Source organism: Ligilactobacillus sp. UO.C109, assembly GCF_026847815.1.
In the GTDB taxonomy this organism is placed as follows: Bacteria; Bacillota; Bacilli; order Lactobacillales; family Lactobacillaceae; genus Ligilactobacillus; species Ligilactobacillus salivarius.
In genome coordinates, this window is record NZ_JAPSFH010000027.1 from 518,385 (window position 1) to 542,387 (window position 24,003).

At 34.8% G+C, this 24,003-nt stretch carries 29 protein-coding genes and 1 pseudogene; 2 read left to right on the top strand and 28 right to left on the bottom strand.

Features of this window, described 5'->3' with window-relative positions; all coding sequences use genetic code 11:
* Position 1: 1 nt before the first annotated feature.
* From OZJ21_RS06745 to OZJ21_RS06840, 19 genes are all read right to left on the bottom strand, one after another.
* A complete protein-coding gene (locus OZJ21_RS06745) occupies positions 2–463 on the bottom strand; it encodes a phage holin family protein (RefSeq protein ID WP_268857592.1) in 462 nt (153 codons plus the stop codon).
* A 38-nt stretch (positions 464–501) separates the two neighbouring features.
* Positions 502–2,553: an SGNH/GDSL hydrolase family protein gene (locus OZJ21_RS06750; protein ID WP_268857593.1), complete on the bottom strand. Its 2,052-nt coding sequence runs from the start codon at positions 2,551–2,553 to the stop codon at positions 502–504.
* A gap of 65 nt (positions 2,554–2,618) precedes the next feature.
* Positions 2,619–4,112, bottom strand: coding sequence for an SGNH/GDSL hydrolase family protein (locus tag OZJ21_RS06755; protein WP_268857594.1), 1,494 nt, complete (start codon positions 4,110–4,112; stop codon positions 2,619–2,621).
* Positions 4,113–4,273: 161 nt separating this feature from the next.
* Positions 4,274–6,388: a phage tail protein gene (locus OZJ21_RS09780; protein WP_328284333.1), complete on the bottom strand. Its 2,115-nt coding sequence runs from the start codon at positions 6,386–6,388 to the stop codon at positions 4,274–4,276.
* Entirely contained in the window at positions 6,389–7,099 is a 711-nt protein-coding gene (locus tag OZJ21_RS06770; protein WP_268857595.1) for a hypothetical protein, read from the bottom strand. It abuts the gene before it with no gap.
* On the bottom strand, positions 7,089–11,822 hold the full coding sequence (locus OZJ21_RS06775; RefSeq protein ID WP_268857596.1) for a phage tail tape measure protein: 4,734 nt from the start codon (positions 11,820–11,822) through the stop codon (positions 7,089–7,091). Before OZJ21_RS06775 ends, OZJ21_RS06770 begins: the two co-directional genes overlap by 11 nt.
* Before the next feature lie 182 nt (positions 11,823–12,004).
* Positions 12,005–12,292, bottom strand: a complete 288-nt coding sequence (gpG, locus tag OZJ21_RS06780; RefSeq protein ID WP_081530445.1) for a phage tail assembly chaperone G — start codon at positions 12,290–12,292, stop codon at positions 12,005–12,007.
* Between the two features lie 69 nt (positions 12,293–12,361).
* On the bottom strand, positions 12,362–12,958 hold the full coding sequence (locus OZJ21_RS06785) for a major tail protein (RefSeq protein WP_268857597.1): 597 nt from the start codon (positions 12,956–12,958) through the stop codon (positions 12,362–12,364).
* A gap of 3 nt (positions 12,959–12,961) precedes the next feature.
* Positions 12,962–13,363 carry a hypothetical protein gene (locus OZJ21_RS06790; RefSeq protein ID WP_268857598.1) on the bottom strand — a complete coding sequence of 134 codons (402 nt, stop codon included), beginning with the start codon at positions 13,361–13,363 and terminating at the stop codon, positions 12,962–12,964.
* The gene (locus OZJ21_RS06795; RefSeq protein ID WP_099459839.1) at positions 13,360–13,773 is read right to left on the bottom strand and encodes an HK97-gp10 family putative phage morphogenesis protein; all 414 of its coding nucleotides are present in this window, start codon (positions 13,771–13,773) and stop codon (positions 13,360–13,362) included. Before OZJ21_RS06795 ends, OZJ21_RS06790 begins: the two co-directional genes overlap by 4 nt.
* Positions 13,770–14,120: a hypothetical protein gene (locus OZJ21_RS06800; RefSeq protein WP_241690394.1), complete on the bottom strand. Its 351-nt coding sequence runs from the start codon at positions 14,118–14,120 to the stop codon at positions 13,770–13,772. Before OZJ21_RS06800 ends, OZJ21_RS06795 begins: the two co-directional genes overlap by 4 nt.
* On the bottom strand, positions 14,104–14,385 hold the full coding sequence (locus OZJ21_RS06805) for a head-tail connector protein (RefSeq protein ID WP_099459837.1): 282 nt from the start codon (positions 14,383–14,385) through the stop codon (positions 14,104–14,106). Before OZJ21_RS06805 ends, OZJ21_RS06800 begins: the two co-directional genes overlap by 17 nt.
* Positions 14,386–14,403: 18 nt before the next feature.
* Positions 14,404–15,558, bottom strand: coding sequence for a phage major capsid protein (locus tag OZJ21_RS06810; protein ID WP_268857599.1), 1,155 nt, complete (start codon positions 15,556–15,558; stop codon positions 14,404–14,406).
* Positions 15,559–15,570: 12 nt separating this feature from the next.
* Positions 15,571–16,314 (bottom strand): head maturation protease, ClpP-related, encoded by a 744-nt coding sequence (locus OZJ21_RS06815; RefSeq protein WP_268857600.1) that lies wholly within the window; start codon positions 16,312–16,314, stop codon positions 15,571–15,573.
* A complete protein-coding gene (locus OZJ21_RS06820; protein ID WP_268857601.1) occupies positions 16,304–17,431 on the bottom strand; it encodes a phage portal protein in 1,128 nt (375 codons plus the stop codon). The genes OZJ21_RS06815 and OZJ21_RS06820 overlap by 11 nt, the downstream gene beginning before the upstream one ends.
* Before the next feature lie 16 nt (positions 17,432–17,447).
* Positions 17,448–19,115, bottom strand: coding sequence for a terminase TerL endonuclease subunit (locus OZJ21_RS06825; protein WP_268857602.1), 1,668 nt, complete (start codon positions 19,113–19,115; stop codon positions 17,448–17,450).
* Entirely contained in the window at positions 19,112–19,441 is a 330-nt protein-coding gene (locus OZJ21_RS06830; RefSeq protein ID WP_225438794.1) for a P27 family phage terminase small subunit, read from the bottom strand. Before OZJ21_RS06830 ends, OZJ21_RS06825 begins: the two co-directional genes overlap by 4 nt.
* Before the next feature lie 109 nt (positions 19,442–19,550).
* Positions 19,551–19,850, bottom strand: coding sequence for an HNH endonuclease (locus OZJ21_RS06835; protein WP_405076863.1), 300 nt, complete (start codon positions 19,848–19,850; stop codon positions 19,551–19,553).
* A 26-nt stretch (positions 19,851–19,876) separates the two neighbouring features.
* Positions 19,877–20,155 carry a DUF6275 family protein gene (locus OZJ21_RS06840; protein ID WP_268857603.1) on the bottom strand — a complete coding sequence of 93 codons (279 nt, stop codon included), beginning with the start codon at positions 20,153–20,155 and terminating at the stop codon, positions 19,877–19,879.
* Between the two features lie 102 nt (positions 20,156–20,257).
* Between OZJ21_RS06840 and OZJ21_RS06845 the strand changes: the two genes are divergently transcribed.
* On the top strand, positions 20,258–20,431 hold the full coding sequence (locus tag OZJ21_RS06845; protein ID WP_143455800.1) for a type II toxin-antitoxin system HicA family toxin: 174 nt from the start codon (positions 20,258–20,260) through the stop codon (positions 20,429–20,431).
* 75 nt (positions 20,432–20,506) lie between these two features.
* On the top strand, positions 20,507–20,902 hold the full coding sequence (locus OZJ21_RS06850) for a type II toxin-antitoxin system HicB family antitoxin (RefSeq protein WP_081530457.1): 396 nt from the start codon (positions 20,507–20,509) through the stop codon (positions 20,900–20,902).
* Positions 20,903–20,935: 33 nt separating this feature from the next.
* Here OZJ21_RS06850 and OZJ21_RS06855 read toward each other — a convergent pair whose 3' ends face one another.
* The 9 genes and pseudogenes from OZJ21_RS06855 to OZJ21_RS06895 form a co-directional block, all read right to left on the bottom strand.
* Complete coding sequence (locus OZJ21_RS06855) at positions 20,936–21,175, bottom strand: hypothetical protein (RefSeq protein ID WP_268857604.1); 240 nt, start codon at positions 21,173–21,175, stop codon at positions 20,936–20,938.
* A gap of 5 nt (positions 21,176–21,180) precedes the next feature.
* Positions 21,181–21,375 (bottom strand): hypothetical protein, encoded by a 195-nt coding sequence (locus OZJ21_RS06860; protein ID WP_268857605.1) that lies wholly within the window; start codon positions 21,373–21,375, stop codon positions 21,181–21,183.
* Positions 21,376–21,410: 35 nt separating this feature from the next.
* Positions 21,411–21,536: a hypothetical protein gene (locus OZJ21_RS06865; protein WP_268857606.1), complete on the bottom strand. Its 126-nt coding sequence runs from the start codon at positions 21,534–21,536 to the stop codon at positions 21,411–21,413.
* A gap of 90 nt (positions 21,537–21,626) precedes the next feature.
* A pseudogene (locus tag OZJ21_RS06870) lies at positions 21,627–21,857 on the bottom strand (N-6 DNA methylase); the annotation flags it as partial.
* The gene (locus tag OZJ21_RS06875) at positions 21,841–22,635 is read right to left on the bottom strand and encodes an HsdM family class I SAM-dependent methyltransferase (RefSeq protein WP_268857607.1); all 795 of its coding nucleotides are present in this window, start codon (positions 22,633–22,635) and stop codon (positions 21,841–21,843) included. The pseudogene OZJ21_RS06870 and the gene OZJ21_RS06875, both read right to left, overlap by 17 nt.
* Entirely contained in the window at positions 22,632–22,790 is a 159-nt protein-coding gene (locus OZJ21_RS06880) for a hypothetical protein (protein WP_162853673.1), read from the bottom strand. The genes OZJ21_RS06875 and OZJ21_RS06880 overlap by 4 nt, the downstream gene beginning before the upstream one ends.
* Positions 22,791–22,975: 185 nt before the next feature.
* Positions 22,976–23,443, bottom strand: coding sequence for an ArpU family phage packaging/lysis transcriptional regulator (locus tag OZJ21_RS06885; RefSeq protein WP_081530459.1), 468 nt, complete (start codon positions 23,441–23,443; stop codon positions 22,976–22,978).
* Between the two features lie 75 nt (positions 23,444–23,518).
* Entirely contained in the window at positions 23,519–23,701 is a 183-nt protein-coding gene (locus OZJ21_RS06890) for a hypothetical protein (protein WP_268857608.1), read from the bottom strand.
* 18 nt (positions 23,702–23,719) lie between these two features.
* Positions 23,720–24,001: a hypothetical protein gene (locus OZJ21_RS06895; RefSeq protein ID WP_268857609.1), complete on the bottom strand. Its 282-nt coding sequence runs from the start codon at positions 23,999–24,001 to the stop codon at positions 23,720–23,722.
* Between the last annotated feature and the right edge of the window lie 2 nt (positions 24,002–24,003).

Here is a 24,003-nt window from a genome sequence, read left to right on the forward strand (position 1 = left end):
TTTACTTGTCCTCCTTGTGTCCTTTGTACTTTCCTGTAAATTTATCAAAATCAGCAGGATTATAATCATCTTGAGCTTTGGCCAAATATCTTTTAGCCACACTATCAACAATACGGCGTATCCAAACTACATTAATATGCATAGCTTGTAGATTCTCTAAAATAGAAACTAAATACTGGTAACCCCAAGCAATAGTTATCAGCTGTGCAAAGTAGTTTAAATCGATTGAAATAAAAAAAGGATAGATTGATAGTACCAAGTACACTGTCAAAATGTGCTTGGCAATACCATACCATCCTTTTGTGCTATTAGTCATATCTGGTGTATGTTTTGCTTTTTGACCTTTAATAATTCCCGTCAAAACATCTGTTAGTACTAGCCATACAAAAGCAACAATAATTGGATTATCAATCATCTCTATTGTATGGCTATATAGTTGTTCATGAAATAAAATCTCTATCATCTCCTGTTTTCCTCCCACCCACCGCTAAGTTTAAATAATTACTTTGGATATAAAGTTGAATAGATTCTATCAGCAATTAAAGCGTGTCCTTTATCTCCTGGATGTGTCTTAATTGCCTCGTATACTGCCATTTGCGTTCCGTCAGCAAATGTAATCGTATCTCCAACTTTAGCTATAGTCTCTCCATTATATAGGTCGTGTAATGGTGCAAACATACAGTTATGATTATTAGCAAAGTCTAGCAACCAATTCTGTAATCCTGCTCCATCAAACCAGACACCAGCTATTAGAATGTCAGCGGTTGGATTAGCATCTCTAACTGCATTAATTAATTTCTCAAAATTAGCCTTAAAGGTTGTTCGCCTTAAGTCTGAATTGACGTTATCGCCAATTTGGATAATGACTAAGTCATTATTTTTCTCAGTTTTTGAAAAATTGTTATTAATATAGTCTTGTGAATTATCATCACTTTCTGATTGCTCAAAAACTGCGTCATGCAACTTGTTTACAGTTACCGAACTACTATATTTAGCTTGCAATTTTTGAGTTAGTAGATAAGCCCAATCTTCAGTTGGATTTGATGCTGTTAATCCAAATGGTGCTCCATGTGATCCATCTGTAGACAAACCTAACAATAACGAATTACCAAGTAGCAGAATTTTTTTATAAATACTATTTTTCACTGTTAATTGCCCGTTAGCATAGATAATTCTTCCTTTGGTTCCATCTGGTAAAGTTACATAAGAATTACTGCTTAATGTTTTAAGTTCTGAAATATCACTGCCAAATTCATCAAGTTTAGCTATAACATTAGATAAAGTTTTCTTAAGTTTATAATTGTAAAGTAAAGAATTATTGACTCCTTCTGAATTAGGATTATAGATCGATAAACTTCTCAATGTAATTTTTCCGACTGGATCATTATTCTCAGCACTATCAATGTTTGATTGAATTAGTAATCTGAATTTATCTGGATCTGCATGTTGATAAATTATCAAACTTGAGGCGTCAAAGGTTAAATCTTTCATTTTACCGCCACTAATGTTAGCTACTTTAAAATATTTACTTTTACCAGATGTGGTATCGACATAATTAATTTGAAATGTAATACCCTTTTGAGTGAATTCCCCGTCAACGTGAATTTGTACTCTCTCGCTGTTAGCCGTAAAGTATCTAGTTAAAAAGCCACCATTATTACCGTTTACGTTAGCAATTATTTCGCTACCATTATTAGTTATTGTGGTATTTGTAAACGTTCCGATTGTATTTAAAGGAAATTCAATACCTTTAACTTCACTATCAACTAAGTTATTTACATCTGTTAGATTTTTTAATAAATTAGAATACTCATCAACAGTAACTATCCCATCATCATTAGCGGATACTTTGATTTTTAAAGTTCCTCTACCATGTACAGCTAACATAACTCTGTCAGCGTCAGATGGTATTGATAACATCTGTGAGTTATTTGTATCTTTAGTCACATCACTAATCTTATTACCTAAACCATTAGAACTATTAGGATTGTATTTCCAAAAATCAATAGTTGAACTAGGTTCTAAGCTTTGAGTTACAATTTTGATGTTAAAATACTTAGTGATATTTTCTGGAGAGAAAATTATCCCTCTATTAGGGTATGTTTCACTATCGTCAATAGTAATAGATCCATCACTGTTAATAGTAAAAGTAGCATGATTCCAGACAGATATATTGTCATAATTTATGTTTGATTGAAAAACATCACTAGATTTAATAATTTTAGATCCTTGGCTCTGATAAACTCCAAAATCTTTCCATTGATTATCTTGCCAAAAATACTTGTGCCCATTATCCACAGTTACCATCACACCATCAGCACCATTAGGATAAGTTTTCTGTAACTCCGCTAAATTGTCAAAAACTTTGGTAGGCGTTGCTACAACGTTACCGACATTTTGTCCTAAAACTGCATTTGACAACTTATCAGCAAGTTGTGCTATAGGTTCACGTATATCCTTACCATATTTCTTAGTACGAATAGCATTTGCCAATTCTGTCGGTGTATGATTATCGCCTTTAAACGGTGTTTCGTCTCTATATTCAACTGTCATTTCAGATTTTCCTTTCTGTTTATTATCTACCTCCTTTATCGTGTGGTTATGTTTTCAATTAATGATTAATAGAATGCATAATCGGCGAAATAATCTGAATTATCTTGAATTGCATTTTGAATTAAACTCTCATAAGCTGTAGCCATACCGCCATATACTGGGCCTACTGGATGACCGCCAAGCATAGAATTATACCAATTCGATTTAAAGAAATCGTTACTTAATAAATCGACAAAAGGAACATTATAAACCTTAGCTATATTCCTAATTGCATTCGTAATTTGTGGATAATACTCTACAGTTTGAGATAAACCGAAACATATAATTTTGCTGTGTGGAGCTTTAGCCTTAACTTCTGATACTATCCTGGAATAATTGCCATAAAACGTGTCACTATTGTCTCCAATATTATCAGTAGTTCCTAAATAACTAGATTCTTTTGAAAGAATAGCAGCATCGTTTATCCCTAAACAGATACAGTATAAATCTTGAACATCTGAACTCTTTAAGGCTTTAAGCCCAACATCATCAGTCAGCCATGTTCTAGTACTTATTCCACCTTTGCTAAATGTTTTGGCGGTAATTCCCCATTTGCGTGCAATTAATTGTGGCCACTGTAATTTAAATACAGATTTCCATGTGCCATCTCTATATAAAGTTCCTACAGAATAGCTATCACCTAATACTCCAAAATTACTAAACATTGATAGAGATACATTATAAGATGACCCAGTTTCCTTGTACCAATCTAGTAATGTTTTTCCGTCAACATCAGCACTAACATCTAATACTTCTTGATACATAATATCTAATGTAAAAGCAACTCTATCAAAGCCATTTAGTGCAAATGAGTCAGTCTTAATTGTAAAGTATCCATTGTGACACTCGTACAATCCATAACTTTGTTGAAAAGTAGTTTCATTTGAATTAGAAATATTAGTGGCTTTCGAATTTACCTTATAAAAAATTATCTTTTGAGTGGCATTCGATGCTTTAAAACTAATTCTAGCTGGCATTTCAGATACACTCATATCAACTGAGATAGTATCAGCTTTTTCACGTAAAAGTGGTTTCTTAGATGACGTATCATAAGCGTAAACCTCTTTCCCATAACTAGCATATGGCTTTATATTTAAAGCGTTTAGTTTAATCGTGTCAGCACTAACAACTTTTCCATTTAATGTATCAATCTGTCCTCTAATAGAATTTCCTAAATTATGATACGTTACTCCACCTAAACTTGTTGCACCAACCCTTGCATCAGTAACTTCTATTGAGCTATCGTTTTTAGGCGGTGTTACAATGTTATCAATTCTAGATGAATTAGCTATTGACCTACTATCAGCGTTGTAAGCTACGTCATACGCTTGTCTAGCTACACTATTAGGATCTTTAACACTTTGCATAGATAATAGCCCCATTTTTTCTAGTGATTGAGCCATTGCGTCACGTGTAGCCATACCATACTTTTTATGTCTAATCGCTTCAGCAATTGTTCTGATATCATTTGATATATAATCTCCTGTCATTGGAGTTTCATCTCTATATGGATTATCCATTAATCTTCCTCCTTATTTTGGAGGTTGAAAACATAACCACTCTAACGTGACTATGAGCTATCACAACCTCCATTTACTTTAAATTTCGGTTGTTTAGCTACCCCCCCCCATTGCAAAAATGAGTGTTAAACTATCTAATTTAATCATTTTGTTTCTCCTTTCTAAGCTGGTATCTTATCGAAACGTTTAGAACCATTTGGCCCCCAACCGTGCAAGCTAATATCACTTGACCATGTCGAGTTGTTAAAGAATGCTAACAGTTGGTCAAAACCACTTTTAATGTTTCTATGACCATCAACTGCATATGCATTGAATGTACTAGGAACATATTGCAATAGTCCTTGCGCTGGTGTGCCTGCTGCCATGTTCTGATCCCAAACTTGTTGCGTTACAGTCTGATTTCCACCAGATTCATTAGCAATTAATGCTTTAATACGATTAACGTCATTGTCACTTATGTTAACTTTCATCTTAGCGGCAGCATTCCGAATAACTGGCCCCCAGTCGCCATTAATTGGTTGTGTTGTTCCCATATTATTTTTTAATCCATCTTCAATCAACTTTTTAGGATCTAGCCAAGTTCCGTTGTTGCTAAATGCTGAACCTAATGCAGCATTAAAGTCGTGCTTAGTAACGCCAACGTGCAAATGGTCAGTTGTTCTAATTCCTACAACATCGCCAACTTTTACATGATCGCCAATGTTAACTCTAATATCACTAGCTGAACCAAAAGCTTCTTGATACACGATATTAAAACCATCGCCGTTAGTGACAAAATAGTTTCCTAGTCCGTCCATAGCGCCTTTTAGAGTAACTGTTCCATCGTGGATAGCCTTAACTTCTGATCCTGGCCAGTTTACTGAGCCAAAGTCCAAACCATCATGAAAGCCATTAGGTCTAAACTCGCCACCTGGATTAACACCAAAAAGTTGAGCGCCATCAAAGCGAATTGTGGCTGGCGGTTTAAATGGCCAGTTCCAAGCTGAACCGCTACTGTCGTTAGACTCTTGTTTTGATAAGATATCATTCCAAAGTTTGATGATTGTCTGCTTGAGCTGATTGTTTTCATCAATCAACATGTTATTTTGATGTTTTAAAATCTGTTGTTCTGCTGCTAAGCGTCTTAAATTACGTTCAGTTTGGATATTATCCATGCTGTAATCAACTAAACGTTTGACTTGGTCGCCAACAGTTAATGTTGACTCTAGTGGCTTGTTTAAATTGATTGTTACACCAACCAAGCGTAACCACTCATCTATATTGATTACTGGATTGATTACGTGATAATAGTTACCACATTCAAATGAGTCAACAGCAAGCCCCAACGGTTGTAAATCTACTGCGTCTAACTCATAAGCTACACGATAGTTTCGCATAGTCTTAAGATACTCTTGAGCTTTGGCCAGAAGATTTCTAGGTTCCTTGATGTTTTCCCAAGTCTTAGTATTAGATACTCTTCCAATTGCTTTAATCAACTCAGGGTCTTCAATGTAGTTTTTACCATTATTGACGCTAGATATATTAATTCGTGGCGTTGAAACTTCATTAGTTTTCTCATCATTCTTTTGGTCAATTGGAACTTCTTTAGTAGCGCCAAATGGATATAGCACTGAGCAAATTTTGGAAATGTCTGGTTTGGCAGATAAGGTCTTCAAATTCTTGGCCAACTTTATTACTTGCTGACCTTTAGCCTTTTTATCTCTAGTCCAGGATATGTAGTTCCCGTCTTCTCGATAATCAATTGAAATCTCTCCACCTAAATCTTCATTTTGCAGAAGATCATTCTTCATTTCTTCGAGAATACTAATTCCATCTTCAACATAACAATACAGATTATTAGTATTGTTAGTAACTGAATTTTCAGCAATCTTAAATTGCTTCTCAGCATCTACTACTTGCTTGTTATGTTCATTGATTAATTCAACAAAAAAGTCAGCTGGTTTCTTATCTACTTTTTCCCAACTCAAAATAGAGTCGTTTAGATAAGCCATAGCTGACTCGCATGTTATTTCTTTGTAGAATGTTCCATCTTCGTTGTGTTTAGGATTTACTACGATTACTCGCCCACGAAAGATGTATTTACCTGATTGAGTAACATCAATATAAGTAGTCCATTCTCTTAATTTAAAATACCCAGTATTGTTTGGATAAATTATAAACGTAAAAGATGATGCAGCACTAACTGTCATGGATACCTTAGCATCGCCCAAAGTATTATTCTTAGTCCCATGAATGACGGTAGTTTCATCGCCATTCCTAATCTTTACTAAATACACTTACAACACTTCCTTATGAAACGAAAACTTGATTGTACCATTGCCAGATAACTTAACATCATTCCAACCGACATTTAACTTAATTTCGGTTTCTGTATATGTTCCAGCATTTAGAGTGACCTTTTCACCACGTGATTCAACCGTTACATTGCCAGTTACGATCAACTTAGGTGATACAGCAGTTGAACTAGCATTATATATCCTTTCAGTTGTTTCCTTAGTGACTTCAAACTCTAAGAATTGAGCCACATCGTTGTTAAAGTCAAATGAGTCCCATAAATCATCAGCCATATCATCAACTGAAATCTTGTAAGGATAGCAATTAATTTTGACTTTTAGCGTGCCATAGCCATTATCTTGTGACCACTCTGGAGCTGAACTGATTTCGCCAATAAAGTAATAAAATGGAATAGCAGAATCTTCAATTCTATGTTCTACACCTGGTGTTAACCAATTAATAACTTGTGACTTGATATATTCCATATCTTCTTCTGATAAAGCATTCGGCATCATTACCAAGAAATCATATTCTAAAGTACGCTCTTCATACAAATCACCAAATACTTTATCGTAATCATAGTAGATATTAGAGTTTGGAATTCTAATTCTAGTTTTAGTTTTGTCTGGATAACCAATCATCGCATTCGAAATAGCTAACTTATAGGCTTTGTTAGAATCTACTCCATCTATCTTTACAGATCTAAGTTCCACTATAAACACCCCGTTCTTCTAGAGATATACTCTTAGATTGATAATTATCTACAAATTTACCAATGCTTTGGCCATTCAAACTTACCGACTGTTCCTTAGATAGAATTGCAGTTAATAATCCTATCATTTGGTTCATCTGTTTCTCTAAAACACTGGTATCTGTAGAGTTAGCAACAATGATATTAGATGCATTGTCTTGAACACTTGTACTTGCTTGGAATACTTGCATGCTTGAGTTCAATGTAGGTTTTGCAATAGTACCTTTTGCATATTGCTTTAAGCCTGGAAACTTTTTAGCAGTTTCTGATGCTCTTAAGACTTTAGTCCCACGTGGAGCATCAAACACAACATTTCGTCCTTGTGGAATAAATGACTCACCAGTTGGCAACTGAACTAATTCCCTAAATGTTCTACCTTTCTGATCATTAACCATCATCGTTCCACCAGGGTGATAGTTAGTACCTTTCGCATTTTTAAAAATCTTCTTTGTAATGCTCTTGAATATGGTTGTTAACGTAACTGTGTGATCTTTCTGACTAGAGAAATTTCTAACACTACTTGTAGCTGCATTAGCTGGCCCACTGGCATTATCAATGGCTTTAGCAGTTTTAGCACCACCAGCTGATGTGCCTTTCCATGTTCTAGTACCTGCAGTAGCTCGATTAAAAGCACCACTAGCTTGGTCATAACCCATCGCATTCTTTGGAGCGCCTGGACTAGCCTTTCGATAATTATCAACACTACCTTTAGCACTATCAAAGGCTTGTGATGCATAGTTAACACCTAATGCTGTCTTAGTTCCACCAGTTCCAGTAATACGATATCTATCAACACTAGTTTTGGCCATATTCATTTGCAATGATGCAAGATCTAAGGCTTTAGCTTGCTTTGCTTCCCCAGGATTAGCTTTTGACCATGCTTCTACCGCTTCTCTAGCTAGTTTTAAGTTTCCACTAGCTTTATCTTCAGCAATGATTTCCTTTAAAGATGAGATAGGTAATCCAGCCCATAAATTGTAGTCTGTCATTACTTGTTGCAGTTGGTCATTACCTTTAGCATTTACTATTGCTTCTTTAACTTCAACTGGTTGTGAATTCCATCTTCCCATATCCAACAATGTGGTATATAGTTCTTGGCCACCTTTAGAAACAATCTGTGCTAATTTTTCTTGCATTGATAAAGAGTCCCATTCTCCAGCTTTAAGTAAAGCGTCATTTAAATCTTCCTTACCTTTTACACCGAAAATAGCTTCTAATTGCTTAAGACTTAAACTATTCCAAAGATTTGCACTTTGTAACGATTGAATCAATTCTTGATTACCATGAGCATTCACAATGGCTTCTTTCTGCTCAATAGTAAGGTTATTCCATTCTTTTGTATCGTGGAATAATTTGTAAAACTCTTTAGCACCCTTATCCTCAATATATGCTAGTTGTTGTTTCAGAGTTAAAGAGTTCCATTGACCAAGTCTCATCAGTAGATCAACAATTACTTTATTATCCCCATTTACAACAGCTTCTTGAGTCTTCATATCAAGATTGTTCCATTCATGAATCTTTTCTAAAAGTTCCATCGCCTTTTTAGAGGCTTTATCATGAATAATCATATCTTGTTCTTTTGGTGTAAGTTTATTCCAATAATTCATTTGGAAAATTGCATCCACAATATCTTTCTTGCCATCAGCATGAATAATTGCATTTTTAACATCTAAACTTAAGTCAACCCATTCACCAGATTCTTCAAGTAACTTAACGAAGTCTTGAGTTCCTTCTGTTTTAATTAAAGCTTTTTGCTCTTTCCAAGTTAGACTATCCCATTTCTTAGCATAGATTAAAGCTGTGGCCACTTCAGATTTAGCATTTGTGCTTAACTTACCTTCTTTTAAAAGCAGTTTAATCTGATTCCATTTTTTAGATGACTTTACAGCTTTATTAATCTCTTCTTGAGCATTCGTGCGAACTTCTCCAGTTTTGCTATCAAAGACTAAATTATTCCACATCTTAGCAGCATTTTTCATGGATTTGGACATACCGTTTGTTTCTTTAACAATAATACCTGTACTTTCACCAGCTGACTTAGCTTGTCTACGTAACTCAGCCATACCATTCTTATATGATAGCCCAGCTTCAAGCATATCTTGTTTAATGCTTGCAGTGCTTTCATGGTTAGCTTTGGCCATTTTAATATATGCTGCAGCAGTTTTAGCACTGGATTCATCTAAGTTCTTACTTAGTTCCTTATATCCAGCTTTATATTCTGCTGAGTTTGCACCATAAGCTTTCTTAAGTTGCTTAGCTTGGTCATAAAAATGTTTAACTTCTTTACGTTGATAATCAATTAATTCATTCTCTGCATTTTGCCTTTGAGCAGTTGTCATGTTCTTAACATCATTATTCAATGCAGCCATGATTGTTTTACGCTTAGAGCCAGTAATTTTCAAAGCATTTAACTCGTCTTCTTGCATTTGCAAATTATAGTTTTGCAACATCGCACGCTGTTCAGCTGTTAATTGAGATACCTTATTACCATGATTCTTCAAGATGTTCTGAGCTTGCTCTTCATTTTTTTGAGCGTCTTGCAAGTTCTTGTTCAATCTATCTTGCTCTTTTTGAGCAGCTGATAAAACAGACTTCTGAACATCTTCATCTAGTCCCTTTAATCCATCTTCAATCTCTTTCTTTCGAGTTTGAACCGTTTTAGAGATAGTGCCTAACTCTCTTGAAAAGTTTGCAGACATATTAGCAGTACTTGTTCTAGATGCTTCTTCCATGCTTGATAAGGAATCAGAAATTTGTTGAGTAGAGTTCTGCATACTACTTAAAGCTTTATCAGCAGTAGCACCAACATCTGACCCCCAGCGAGCAGTCCTTTCAGATGATTGAATTAACTTTTTCCCAAATAATTCATATGCTGCTACGCCTAAACCAATAGCTGCAACAGTACCTAAAACATAAGGATTTAATAGTGAAAAAGCACTACCAGCACCACTTACTGCAGTCCCCAAACCTGTAGCACTTACTGCACCAGCGTCCATAGCAGCATTTACCGCTGAAGTTGCTGCAGCTCCTGCTTTCCATGCTCTAAAGAAACCAGTTATTTTAACTGTTCCAGTAGCTATACTACCTATTGACTTTAACAACGTTCCTAAAGTTAAAGCCAAAGGCCCTACCGCTGCAGTTGCTAAAGCTGAATAAATGATGAACTTCTGCATTCCATCGCCCATATTAGAGAAACTTTCAATCCATTCAGATGCTTTATCGATAACTGGAGTTAAGGCAGGTAATAGTTTTTGACCAATTTCAATAGATAATACGTGAACAGACTCTTTAAATCTAGCCATTTTATTAGCATCAGTATTGTTTAATTGATCTGCAATCTTAGATGTAGTACCTGATGCGTTTTGTGCTTCTTTAGTATACTTTCTAAGTTCATCGCCACCAGCTGAGATTAAAGCATTCATACCAGCTTGAGCTTCAGTACCAAAAGCCATTGCAATTGCTGATGAACGTTGCTCGTCTGTCCAGCCTTTTGTATTTTTCTTAATTTTATCAATGATACCTGGCAAGGTCAGAGTACCTTTCTTGAAATCAGCAATATTAATCCCCATCTCTTTAAATCCTTGAGCATTTTGTTTAGATGGTTTAATCATACGAGTTAATGCACTACGTAAAGCAGTACCAGCAACTGAGCCTTCAATACCACGATTAGCCATAATACCTAATACTGCAGCAGTCTGTTCTAAGGACATGTTAGTAGCATGAGCTGTTGGGCCTACATAAGTCATCGCTTCCCCTAAATCTGCAAAACCTGCAGCAGTTTTATTTGCAATCAAAGTAAGGGTATCAGTAACACGATTGGTATTTTTCAGCATTCCAGCAGTTGACTTAGATTGTAGTCCAAATTGTTCCAATACAGATGTTGACGTATGCATAACTGTATTAAAGTCGTCGCCAGATGCTTTAGCAGCATTTAGGACACTAGGCATCGCACCTAATGTTTGTTCAGCACTATAACCTCTACGAACCATTTCGGCCATACCTTCATTTATAGAACTTGTAGAAATTCCATATTGTTTTGACCAGTCCATTGATGCTTGGGACATCTGCTGAAGTTCTGCTCTATATTTGCTTGTAACAGCTTTACCGTTTGTAAGTAATGGCCCAATTGCTTGAATTTGAGAATTGAAGTCTACTGCTGACTTTGTAGCATAGGCAAAGCCTGCAGCTAACGGAGCTGTTATTTTAGCAGTAGCACCTTTACCAAATGATGTGAGTTTTTCGCCTGCTGAACTTGCAGCTTTCCCCATTGAATTTAATTTACCAGTAAATCCAGTGGTTTCAGTTCTAGCTATTGCCATCGCTTTAGCATTCTGAATAAGTTGCTGATTTAATGCAGCAACCTTACCACGTGCATCATTATATTGTTGTGCATATCTAGCTGTTGCTCTAGTCCATTCGCCAGACTTAGTAATGGATCCTTGATATTGTTTCTGCAAAGCTTTCATATGATTAGTTTGAGCTTCTAAAACACGATTTAGTCCTCTTTGTTTAGCAGCTAAAGCGTCATATTTACTTCCAGCTGCATTCATAACTGCCATATTTGACCGCATTTCAGACATCGTATTCTTAATAGCTTGCTTTGTACCAGATAATTGGCTCTTGAATTTAGAGTCTTTTAAATCCATCTCAATCGCAACTTTACCTAATACTTCTTCATCTGCCATTTAATCTCCTCCTTTCTCGATAAATTCAAATAGCGAATGTACCTTTTTCTTTTGCTTAGGTTTAGATACAACCTTAACCAAAGCATTGAAATCAGTATCTAGTACATCATTTATAGAAAATTTATAGGATTGTACTAGGCTTCTGATAAAATCCCAAATGTATTCTTTAGCTTGTAGCGGAGTTAGTTCATCTCCGCTAAGGTTTCCGGGTCAGTAATACCCATTATTTGATTATTGAAACTTTGAACAAAAAGGTCATATCCTGGGCCACTGACTCCATCTAAAATTTCATCTGAAGTAATTCCCATAGTTTTAGCTATAATCTCAGCTGTTGCTCTAACGTATTCAGCTTGTGTCTTGTATTTCTTACCTAATACATCTAAGTAATCAAGCATGGTACGAGTAGACACCCAGTTTTGTGTTATTACCTTATCTTTACCTTGAGCGTCTTTGATTTGTAACTCAATCATCGTTGTTTCCTCCTAAAAAAATAAAGAGATTAGCGAATGTTATTTCCGCCTAATCTCTTTAACAAATTTCTATCCTTCACTAACTAAAAGAACTTTTTGATTAATTTCTTTAATTGCAGCTTCTTCAGCACCTGCATATTTAGCCATGTATTGGCCACCAAATGTTTCATCACTTAAAGGATTAGCACTAGCTGTAAAAGTATATTTTTCATTTTCAGGTTCAAAGTCAGAACCAACTTCAAGAGTCTTCATTGTGTCTCCATCTTTTGAAAATACACCATAAAAGAATCCAACTAAAGCAGTATTTCCTTTTGCATCGCTAGATTCAAGAGTGATTGCACAATATGGTGCTTCAGTGTCTTTACCTGTTAATTGAACACCATTAGTTGTTTCCTTACGTCCTAAAATAACTGTTTCTACTTTTTGTGGAACATCTAATAATTCAAATTCAACTTTAGGTGCATCTACACCCTTGCGACTGATATAGTAAGCAACGTTAGATGCTGATGTTACTTTAGCTTCTTTGGAAATTCCAGAAATTTCAGCTTGTACAACACCACCAGCATCAGTTTTACCTTCAATAACAAGTTGATTGCCTGCTGCTGTCATCTTTGTTCCATCAAAATTAAGTGGTTGAATTCGTACACGTTCAAAACCTACATACATAATTTAATACCCCGTTTCATATAATTTAGTTTTTAATTTATATCTTCGTGCGTCTACATAATGTTTAGTCTCATCAAAATACTCATCTAATCCTTGCCCGTTAATGCGAGTATATCCAAGTGGTTTGAGTACTTCTTCTACCTTTGATTGCAATTCTTTACACATCATGCGAATAGTAGACTGAACATCAATTTGCACTGTTATTTCTTGCTGAGCTGATTTATCAGATATACTAATTGAACTCTCAGGCGGTTTATAAGGTCTGATAAGGATAAATGTCTGTGGTAAAGCACCGTCTGGCTCCTGATAGTAATAGATATGATGTTTCTTACCATCTAACGTTGCCTTTTCGATAACTGTCTCTTTTAAAAACGAAGAGTAAATCTCAGACAAAGCGTCTTTCATAAATCCACCATCCTTTTCAGATACTCAACTTGAGTATTCTTGATTTCATCTTTCATACCTGAAAATGCTTTTTGCACAACCCCAAGTCCTCTAGGTGAGTAGGTTCTACCATTACGTGTATATCCCCACTCATTAAGATGGACTAAGCGCCAACGAGATTTACCGCCTTCCCATCCAACTTTTACGCTTAGATGGCCAGCTTTTTTTCTAGGCTTGCCAGCAGTTACTTCTCTAACTGTTGCACCAGTATCTCTATATGACTCAACTGCATACTTAAGTTGGTATTTGGCATAGGTTGCTCCCATTTTTAAAGCTTGTCGTTCAATTTGGTCTAACTTACGACTAGAGAATTTATTCTCTAACTTGCTTATTACTTCATCAACACCAGTAATAGTAAAATTACCGCTCATTGAACCGCCCCCAGTACAATTGTTACAAAGCGATCATCATCGAAATCTGGGCGAACTTCTAAAACATTCCATTCAATTCCACGATAACGATAATCACTAATAGTTACTGTCATAGAAACATCTGGGATAAACTGTCCCCTAGTGTCAGGCATAACAATTGTTACCCCTTGCTTTACTCCAGCAGAATTCAAAACGGTATAGTCCTTAGCAGATGGTGAGTAAGCGAAACATAAAGCTGAATAAACTTCAGTTTGTCCTGTTGCATTTGGCTCTGGACTATCAATTTCACTAGCGCCAAAGAAAGTTACTGGTATTCTGAAATCACCAAAGCTATACTTCTGTTTCATCGCTCTCACCTTCATCATATGCTAATAGTTGAGTAGACAAACCTAATAGGACAGATTGATAACGTTCTTCGAATTCATCTAAGCTATCGTTGTAAGCATACCGAACTCGATTAAGTACCAGTTCATCGTACTCATCGCCCGTATCAATTCCTGTCATACGTGTAATTGCAGCTTGAGATTGCTTTAACAATTTTGTTAAATAATCATCTTCTACACTATGAAAAATGTGTAGATGTGCCTTCACATCGTCTAAAGTTGCTGTCATTAAATCACCTACTGACTATTAGTCTTTTCCGCCTGTTGTTGCTGTAGTAGTTACTTTTAAGTCATACACTTTAGCAGCATTGTCATCTTGTGCCTTACCGTAAACAAAACGCTTAGCTGTGTATAATGTTCCATCTTCTAAAGCTAGAGTTTGGTCAAATTGTTTAATGACAATATCTCCTGCTGTGTATGCATCATAACGTTCTGGAATAAATGCAATTACTTTATTTTCTGGAACATATTCAGATTCAACAGTTGTAATACCATAAGGTAAAGCGTATACGTATTGTCCATTGACATTTTGCATTGTATTAGCAGCTTCAATATCAATTGATGCACCAGGTTGAACAGCTAATACAACTTTCCCACGAGCTACAAAAACTTCACCATTTTCCTTTTTAGATAAATCTTTTACAACTTTAGCAAGCTCTTTAATACCTGTTTTATTATCAGCAAAAGTCAATGTACCAGAAGATGTTTTTTCAGGATATACACCACCAGAAACAGAAACGCCCTTTTGAACTTGGCGGTTTAATCCAATAGGTTTATTATTGCCATCGCCTGTTAAGAATGCAGATTCTAAAGCTGCAGCAAATGCTTCTTGAATTTGTGTAGTAACAAATGTCTTAATCCATGCAGCACCATATTCCAATACATCGTTAGGAACAGCAACAAATGCTGTTAGCTTAGATTGCTTTGCATCTTCATCGCTGAATGTTGCTGTAAGTTGTCCTTGAATATTTCCAGAAATCTTACCCCATTGAGCAGCTCCTTTAGCGTCTGATTTCAAGAATTTAAGGCGTAAACCTGTATTTTGTAATCCAATTAAATTTAAGAAAGCATGATCTTTCTTTAAATCTTCAAAGATTTTATCGATTGTAGTTTCTGGGAAAACTACTTCCTCAGATTCTTTATGTGAGAAATTACCTGCTGCTAATTCATTGAAGAATTTACGTTCAGTTTCATTCATGTCATCAGCTTTGGCAGCATCTAAGCCTTTCATACGTTCATTAACTGCATTATCAATGTAGTTCACAGCGTCTGTTGAGAATGCGTTCATCATATTTTCAAAGGCTTTTTCTTGATCTTCAGCTGGAACACCATCACTAACAGCCTTTGCATATAATTTTTGTTGTTCTTTAAAATTTGTTAATTGATTTAAATTAATAGGCATTAACTTTTCCTCCTAAAATAAAAAAGCTCTAAAACCTTGATTTTTAGGTTCAGAACTTTCTTGATATTTTTTAATTGCGTCATCTAAAGCGTTTCTAAGCATTGTTTCATCAATATTTAATTTGACTACACTTGCATGCTTTTTTAACCCTTCATTTTCATCCATTAAATCTTTGAACTTAGCAATAACAGCTTTAGGCAATGGCGAACCCAAGCTTGCTACTAATTCAGGCTCTTGATTTTTACCGCTCATTATAGAGTCGGCAAATCCTAATTCAACTGCTCTATCAGCTGTAAGCCAGGTTTCTTTATCCATCATATCTAGAATTTCATCTCTAGATATTCCTGTTTTACTTTCATAAGCGTTAGCTAAAGATTCATTGGCTTTCTGTAAGATCTCGGATATTTTATTCATATCATGATAATCGCCAACTCCACCACTTGTAGTATTATGAATCATAATTCTACCAACTGGACTAATATTTACTTGGTCGCCCGCCATCGCTATAACCGATGCGGAACTTGCAGCTAAACCAGTAATATTAATTGTTACTTTGCCTTTATACGCTCTAAGCTTTGTGTAGATTTCAGATCCTGCGTTTACAGATCCACCATTTGAATTAATATCAATTTCTAGGTCTTCACCACTTTCAATAGCGTTATCGAAATCTGCTGGAACAATGCAATCCATTCCAAAAGTGTCATAGATCCATTTATCGCTATTATCAACAATTAATCCTCGTGCATCAATTTTCATCTGTTTCACCTCCTTTCGAGTAGTTCTTAGTAATATAAAACTCATCTAAATCAGGGTCATCAGATCTTTCTAACCCTAATAATTCACGAATTTCATTTCTTGTGACTGCACCACTTGCAACTAATTTGTCAATTGGTTCAGCTAGACTAAAGATATCTTTTTTGTTTTTACCGACAATTTGATATTCTTCATTAGCATAATTGCTTACTAGCTTTGAATTAATTTCATCCAAAATCAATTGATAAAAGAATTGTAGTGTTCCATTGTTAAACGAATCTTCCAATCCACTAATTTCTGTTGGTGTTTCAAACAATAGGTTTTCTGGAATTCCTAAAATGTCAGCAACAGTAGCAATAGCGTCTTTTCTAAGTTGCTTAATTTGTTCAAACTGTTGTTGAGTATTGGACTTAGTTCCACCAATTTCTTGATATTCAAAACCGTTAGTTAATGGAACTACCGCTACATCTCTGTTTTTAAATGAATTAAAAATCTTATCAAGGTAGTTTTGCAATTCCTTCTGACGTTTGTCTTGAGTACCAGAAGTTAAGTTAGACTTCAAAATACCTCTAATTTGATTGTTTCTCATCTGAATATCCACCATGCGCCCAAGCATAGTACCGTAATCAGAAAATAGACTATTAGTATAATTTTCAAGTCTTGTATTTTGATAATTAAGATAAATTACATCAGACATATTATAGGTACGTTCAAATCTATATCCACGTACATAAACACCGTTAAAAGTATCGTCTAAATTAGCGTATTTATTATGAACAAATGACTCAGCCACTAATAGATCTTTGGTATCATTAACGATGATTAAACATTCACCTTCATAGATTAATCTATGGATAACATGTTCCCAAAATTGTGTGGCTGTTTCATTTCGATTAGGTCTAGTATTCAACTTATACAAAGAGTCATCATTTACAAACTTGCCATTTTTTAAATGCTTGAATTTAGCTTGAGCAAATCTTCGTGCAATGAAATTAACCCCAGCGTCTAAAGCAACTCGCTTAAGATAAGCTCTAGTGCTTGCGTCTTGAAAGTCCCAATCAACATCTAATGCGTATGTTGGTTCAGTTGTTGTACCAAATAAATTACTAAAAATTCCCAAGAAACCACCTCCTTAATTAGAAATCTAATCCATCTAAAAGCATTAACTCTTCATCCATATCTGCATCGCTAATCTCATCTGCTCTATATAACGAATACAAAAAAGCCATAAAACCATCAGTTTTACGGCGGTGTTGTTCTTTCTTTTCATAAGACTTATTACCAGTCTTATCAATCTTTACTTCAACATTATTTGTATACCATCGCATCATTGGATCATCTTCCCAAATAAAACGATTGTTAGCAAAACCATCTTCAATTCTAGGTGCTAATAATGCTGAAATTGCTCTAGGATTTTTAATAACTTCAACTTCAAATCCAGCATCTTCAAAGTATTTTCTAAGTAGCTCAGCTCTAAAATTATCCATGATAACTTTTTTAATATTGTACTTCTGACGCTGTTGGATAAACCACATTACTACTGTACTTGGTTCAATAGTATTAGTATTAATAACATCTACTAGCCCACGCTTTTCCCAATCAGCAATCGGAGCTACTACTTTTTTAGAAAACTCATCTTGCTTTCTGCCATAGCTATACATTTTTTGAACAAATTCCTTACGTGCAAATGAGTGATGTTTGAATAGATAATCTTCCCCGTTTCTGAATAATAAACCACATGCGGTAAAATCTCGAATTGATGCAAAGTCAACAGCAGCTATACATTCACGACCATCAAGCTTAACTGGATATTTTCTATTGGTTGCTTTTATCTCATCATACGGAGCAACAGAACGTTCCAAAGCTAAAGCTGGCATATTCATTCGCTTAGTCATAAACTCATCTGTTTTAGATGGTTCATAAACCAATGTCTCATATTCACTTTTAACCTTAGCAAATAATCTCTGGCCATATTCAGATAATGGTTTGCTAAACATAGGATTAGCCTTTTCCCAATTTTTAGAATCGTTGACGTCTTCTCTTTTATCAAGCTTACAAATGAAAGGAAACATCATATCAGCAGGTGCTTCACGATTTAAAACGTGATTAGCAATTTCCTTTTGTTTATCCAAATATCCATCTCTAACATAGCCATCTGAACCAATCTTAAACTCTCTGGCGTCCTTTACCTTACCAAGCCCTGATTCATGAACTTTAACATTAGCATTATCTGCATATTGATGAACTTCATCAAAAATAACTGCACCATCACGTAAACCATCTTTAGTGTTACCGTTAGATGTACGATAAGCAAATTTAGACTTTGTGGCATATGAGATTATTTCTGTTTTGTTATTTTTAAAAGCCTTTTGGAGCTTTGGGTTCATTTCAATCGCATCATGTACTTCAGTTACAGATGTCATAGCCTGTTCTTCAGAGTTGGCCACAACAGAAACATTATATCCAGGTATTCCATTCAATTCAGAAATTAAAAAGTTAGCCACCCCTGATATTAAGCCATTTTTGCCAGCTCCACGTCCCATGAGTAATAAGAAATTATCATAGAACAAAAGCCCATTACTGTGTCTCAGAAAAATAAATGCAATAATGAACTTCTGGAATGGTTTCAATTCAAAGTACCATTTCTCAATAAATCTAATACATTTCTCAATTCTCTCTTCATCAAAATAAACATCTTGAGTTAAGACATCATTTTCGATTAAATCTATTAATTTAATTCGTTCTTCGTTAAGAACAAGTTGGCCACTTTTATAAAGTTCGATATATTCTTCAACATATCTCATATTAGGTCACTTTCTTTATAACCTGCTTCAGCAAGTGCTTTAACTCCAGGTGGTGGAGCTGAAAGCCCCATGTCTTTAGATAGGTTTATCATTTGTGCATTAATCTTGGCCATCTCACTTACAGCTGGGTTAGTTTTAATGTACTTCTGCGAACCATTCTTTATTTCAGTTAAAATATTTTTAGAATTAACTTTCTTTTCTAAAGAGTAATAAACGTTAGCTAAAGTACAGTAACGTTCAACTTTCTCAACTTGAACTGGGTTACTAACGTCTATTTGTTCCATAAGATATTTCTTAACTAAAGCAGTAATTTTTTTATCTTTCAATTATCCCCACCCCCCTTACGTGAAAAAATCGGCTTTTTTTGTGGAAATTAACCCCATCCCACCGGTCGCCCGTTTGTCGGAATTGGCCAAACTTTTTGACCCGGGGGGATTAATCCCATCGTTCATCGTCCCATTTTGGTGGTTTTCTATGTTTTTTGCTGCTATATTTCATTCGATTATGTCTTTGATTATGATGATCCTTGCATAGTGTTCTAAGATTATCTAAGTCCAAAGCATACTCTGGATAGTGTTCCAAGTCTTTGATATGATCCACTTCAAGCACACCTGATGATACTCTACCTTCATCTTTACACCATTGGCATTCATAGTTATCACGAGCCAACGCTTGTTGTCTTAAATCTGTCCATTCTTTAGAGTGATAGAACTCTACTCGTTCAGCCTTATCCAAATACATCGCCACCTTTAATAACATATCTATTCATCTAACTTAAATGCTCCATTATGTATATGACTATAAGCATCAAAGTAAAGTTCGTTCTTGTCGCCGTTGTATGTTACTTCATAATACATACCATCGCTAACTGTAGTTGATAGCAACGCTTTGTTGTTTTGCAGTGTTCTGTTTAGCCACACAACATACACATCGCTTGTACTGATATGTACTGGTGGATTAACACTACTTAAGTTCATAGTTGTGTTAGTGTAATCAGCTACTTTCTCTTTACACAATTCTACAAACTTATCATTATCCATTAAACACACCGCCTTTAAATTATACGTATAAAATATTTATTATTCTATTGACATACGTATTATATACGTATATAATATATATTGTTGAAAGGATGTGAAGATGTGCAACGTTTCAAACTAGAAAAGCTATTTAGAAAGAAAGGTTGGTATCTATTGAGACATGGTAGCAATCATGACCTTTGGACTAATGGTACTAAGATAGAGGAAATACCAAGACATCCAGAAGTAAAGGAAAGACTTGCTAAACACCTTATCAATAAACACCATCTAAAATAGCTTTAAAAAGGGATTGGAAACAGTCCCTGTTTGTTGCACCCTAATCACAAATAAAAAACATGAGGTACTTTTATTATGAGTAAAGTTGATGATATTGTTGTTTATCCTATAATTATTAGTTATGATCCAGACTCTACCGACTATCCTTATCTTGTAACTATTCCTGATATAGATGGAATGACACAAGGTAAAGATATAGCAGATGCAATAGCAATGGCAGAAGATTATATCGGTACATTTAGTCTTAATGAAACATTGCCACCTTCAAACTATAATCTACCTAAAGCCAACGATAATGATACAGTTACTTTAGTTCGTGTTAATATCTCTGAATATAAGAGAAAGAATGATAATAAAGTCATCAAGAAAACTATTACCATACCTAATTATTTAAATGAATTAGGTAAGGAACATGGTATTAACTTTAGTGAATTAATGACTAATGCTTTAAAGGAAAAACTAGATATTTAAATAAATTGCCATCTTTCTTAGGTGGCTTTTTTATTAAACAAACATATTCTTCAACATGTTACTCTTTAAATCTTTAAGTGCATTGACTGTATCTCTTTCAACTTCCATCTCATGTTCTAATTGTCTAAACATCGCTACGATTGCTTTCTGCGTTTCATAGTCATGCAGATAGATAGGAAACTTACCTACTTCATGTTCTTGGATATTGATACCAGTTGCGTACTTATGCATGAACAAATCTATATTACGTTGCATCGCAATATTAAAATACAATGGATCTATTCCAGCTTGTGGGATAATAGCAACGTTCTTTGTGTGAACATATCCTGGTTCAGAAAGAAAGCCAATACCCCCCTAGTCGCTGAGATCTGTAGAGTAGATGTTCCAGCAGGATATATCTTTCCTTGCTTGGCTCTAGCATACTCAGCAACATCTTCAAGTTTAACTACTTCATAAGTTCTGAAATCTACCATAGTGTCAACTGCCTTTCCCTATCCTTGCTATACTTTTATTTCCAATACTTAGTAAAGTGTTTTAGTTCCTTATCCATGCTTGGTGTTGTTCCAACCAAATCATCTAGCATGTTACCGAACTCTATAGCATTCTCTTCGATTTGTTTATCTATCTTTCGCATTTCTTTAGTAATCTCATATAGCGATGGAACTTCTTCAGGTTCAAATGTATCTATGTATCTAGGAATATTTAGATTGAACTCATTCTCTTCAATAAGATATCTAGATATATCATCGCTGAACTTATCTATTTTCTTTCGACCTTTATATGCTTTGATAATCTTATCTACATGTTCTTGCTTTAAGTAATTATGGTTCTTACCTTTTTCAAACTCTTTAGCAGCATCAATAAAGAAAATCTTTTTATGTTCCCTTTTCTTTTTAAGAATTAATACAACTGTTGGAATGTCAGTATTTAAGAATAACTTAGCAGGTAATCCTATTACTGCATCTAATGCATTGAAGTTCTATTAAACGTTCTCTTATCTTTCCTTCAGCTTGTCCTCTGAATAACACACCATGTGGCAGAATGATAGCCATAGTTCCATCATCTGAAAGTCTGTTATATCCTTCTAATAAGAATGCATAATCAGCTTTAGATTTAGGCGCTAATACTTCAAACTGTTTAAATCGTTCTTGTTCTAGCATTTTGCTATCTGGTTGCCACGTAAAAGAATAAGGTGGATTCATAACTACTGTATCAGCCTTGCTTTCTGGTAATTCATCAACCAACTCTATCTTGCTAAATTGTTCTTGCTTTGATAGTTTGTAAAGATGTTTTACTTTTCTAGATAAGCTATCGCCATGAAATATGTATGCATTAATATTTCTAATTGCTAGGTTAAATAATAGGAATGGCATCGCTCTGTCTGAGAATTCTTCACAGTAGAAACTACTATCACGATTAGTACTCCAACGTTTAATAGTTAATCCACCAGTACCAGCACATATATCAGCGATGACTTTAGATGATCCTAGTAATTGATTAACTAATTCCACAACTCCATCTGGTGTGAAATCTTGTTTGTTTTTCTTTCGGTCAGAATGTTCTTCTTGGTAGTAGTCTGTAAACCAATCATAAGTTAAGTCACTTTCGATAGCTAAGAACGACTTGAATAGTTCATCCTTCCCATCGCTCATCAGCAACTTATATAATCTATCTGATGCTTTAAAGCTCTCATCTACTCCAATTAGTTCATTAATCTTCTGAATATCTATCAATTACTACCACCACCTTTTAATTTGATTTTGCTGATATCTCTACTGTACTTACGCTTACGTTTTACTGGATGTTTCTTGTAATGTTTCTCTAACTCACGTAACATCCTTAGTTCTTCATAAGTTTGTACCTTTCCAAAATCTTTACTATCTTTCATAAGCTTTTCTCCAAAATAAAAAGCCAGCCTGGTTAGACTGACTATTATTCCATTAAGAGGTTTATATAAAAATGATAAAACTAAGTAGGTAATAAGTTTTAACTCTCGGAGTCTATAAAGCGACCAACCTAACTTATTCCTGCTACACTATCATTGTAGCTCGTATTTATACCGTTTAAAGTACGTTAAATATCCGTAAAATGTCCGCTTTTATAAATATGTAAATCTGGACAATCTGGCTGTGCTTCTAATCTATCTGCAAATTCATTTAATGCATTCATCTTAATCTCAAGATAACGTGTCTTTTCATAATTTAAGTTCTGCATAATTTGCCAGTCATACATATCATCTAAATATTTACTAATTAGAATTTGTTTATGTATCAATTTGCAGTTGTTCATCGCTTTACCAATTCCAATTAGTATACGTTTAGCGATGTATGATTTTGAATCAAAATGACTTACTAACATTTCTTCACTCGTATTTTTACCGCTTGCTGATTTTGGCATATCATCAATTATCGGCGAATGTAAAAATGATGGTGTTTCATTTGCCATTCGCAATAGTTTATCTAAATCTTTGGTAAGGAATCTTCTTACATTCTTAGCCGTTTGAACTTCATCAATCGGTTCAAAGAGTTCCATGTAGTCCATTTTTACACTCTCCTTAATATGCTATAATAATTTTGGTTTATGTATTATGCACGTTTCTTAAGGATCGTGCTTTTTTTATTTGCCAAGAAACAACATTAAAAACGTCATAGATACAATGACCACTCCTACAACACTGATAATATCTTTCGCATCTTTGTACTCATCTTTATTAGCAAAAATAAACAATGTATAACTTTCTATAATATAAAATATAGTTATAAGTATTATCCCTGCTGCAATTCCTTTATTTAATGTCATCTTCACATCTCCTTAATTTCATTCAATACCGCTATAAACTTTACGAGCGTATTTATATCTAATATCCTTAAGTTCTTTTTGGCGGTTTCTCCAAATACGTTTATTTTGAGCTAGATTAAACTTTTCTCTTCGAATAGCAGGCCTATTTAATTTCATACCTACATCTTCTTTTCTAATCGTGTACGTCTCATGATCATCTACATCAAATACTAATACTGTATTATCCATCTCTCTAATTGTTTCTGCTTCTCTATGTCCGTTTCCATATATATCTTCAACATTAAAATATACTTTTCCCATAG

Excerpts from the sequence above, each read along its gene's own strand:
- OZJ21_RS06745 (WP_268857592.1), bottom strand. The coding sequence starts at position 463 with ATGATAGAGATTTTATTTCATGAACAACTATATAGCCATACAATAGAG.
- OZJ21_RS06750 (WP_268857593.1), bottom strand. The coding sequence starts at position 2,553 with ATGACAGTTGAATATAGAGACGAAACACCGTTTAAAGGCGATAATCAT.
- OZJ21_RS06755 (WP_268857594.1), bottom strand. The coding sequence starts at position 4,112 with ATGGATAATCCATATAGAGATGAAACTCCAATGACAGGAGATTATATA.
- OZJ21_RS06775 (WP_268857596.1), bottom strand. The coding sequence starts at position 11,822 with ATGGCAGATGAAGAAGTATTAGGTAAAGTTGCGATTGAGATGGATTTA.
- gpG (WP_081530445.1), bottom strand. The coding sequence starts at position 12,292 with ATGATTGAGTTACAAATCAAAGACGCTCAAGGTAAAGATAAGGTAATA.
- OZJ21_RS06785 (WP_268857597.1), bottom strand. The coding sequence starts at position 12,958 with ATGTATGTAGGTTTTGAACGTGTACGAATTCAACCACTTAATTTTGAT.
- OZJ21_RS06790 (WP_268857598.1), bottom strand. The coding sequence starts at position 13,363 with ATGAAAGACGCTTTGTCTGAGATTTACTCTTCGTTTTTAAAAGAGACA.
- OZJ21_RS06795 (WP_099459839.1), bottom strand. The coding sequence starts at position 13,773 with ATGAGCGGTAATTTTACTATTACTGGTGTTGATGAAGTAATAAGCAAG.
- OZJ21_RS06800 (WP_241690394.1), bottom strand. The coding sequence starts at position 14,120 with ATGAAACAGAAGTATAGCTTTGGTGATTTCAGAATACCAGTAACTTTC.
- OZJ21_RS06805 (WP_099459837.1), bottom strand. The coding sequence starts at position 14,385 with ATGACAGCAACTTTAGACGATGTGAAGGCACATCTACACATTTTTCAT.
- OZJ21_RS06810 (WP_268857599.1), bottom strand. The coding sequence starts at position 15,558 with ATGCCTATTAATTTAAATCAATTAACAAATTTTAAAGAACAACAAAAA.
- OZJ21_RS06815 (WP_268857600.1), bottom strand. The coding sequence starts at position 16,314 with ATGAAAATTGATGCACGAGGATTAATTGTTGATAATAGCGATAAATGG.
- OZJ21_RS06825 (WP_268857602.1), bottom strand. The coding sequence starts at position 19,115 with ATGAGATATGTTGAAGAATATATCGAACTTTATAAAAGTGGCCAACTT.
- OZJ21_RS06840 (WP_268857603.1), bottom strand. The coding sequence starts at position 20,155 with ATGGATAATGATAAGTTTGTAGAATTGTGTAAAGAGAAAGTAGCTGAT.
- OZJ21_RS06850 (WP_081530457.1), top strand. The coding sequence starts at position 20,507 with ATGAGTAAAGTTGATGATATTGTTGTTTATCCTATAATTATTAGTTAT.
- OZJ21_RS06860 (WP_268857605.1), bottom strand. The coding sequence starts at position 21,375 with ATGGTAGATTTCAGAACTTATGAAGTAGTTAAACTTGAAGATGTTGCT.
- OZJ21_RS06865 (WP_268857606.1), bottom strand. The coding sequence starts at position 21,536 with ATGCGAAAGATAGATAAACAAATCGAAGAGAATGCTATAGAGTTCGGT.
- OZJ21_RS06880 (WP_162853673.1), bottom strand. The coding sequence starts at position 22,790 with ATGAAAGATAGTAAAGATTTTGGAAAGGTACAAACTTATGAAGAACTA.
- OZJ21_RS06885 (WP_081530459.1), bottom strand. The coding sequence starts at position 23,443 with ATGGACTACATGGAACTCTTTGAACCGATTGATGAAGTTCAAACGGCT.
- OZJ21_RS06890 (WP_268857608.1), bottom strand. The coding sequence starts at position 23,701 with ATGACATTAAATAAAGGAATTGCAGCAGGGATAATACTTATAACTATA.
- OZJ21_RS06895 (WP_268857609.1), bottom strand. The coding sequence starts at position 24,001 with ATGGGAAAAGTATATTTTAATGTTGAAGATATATATGGAAACGGACAT.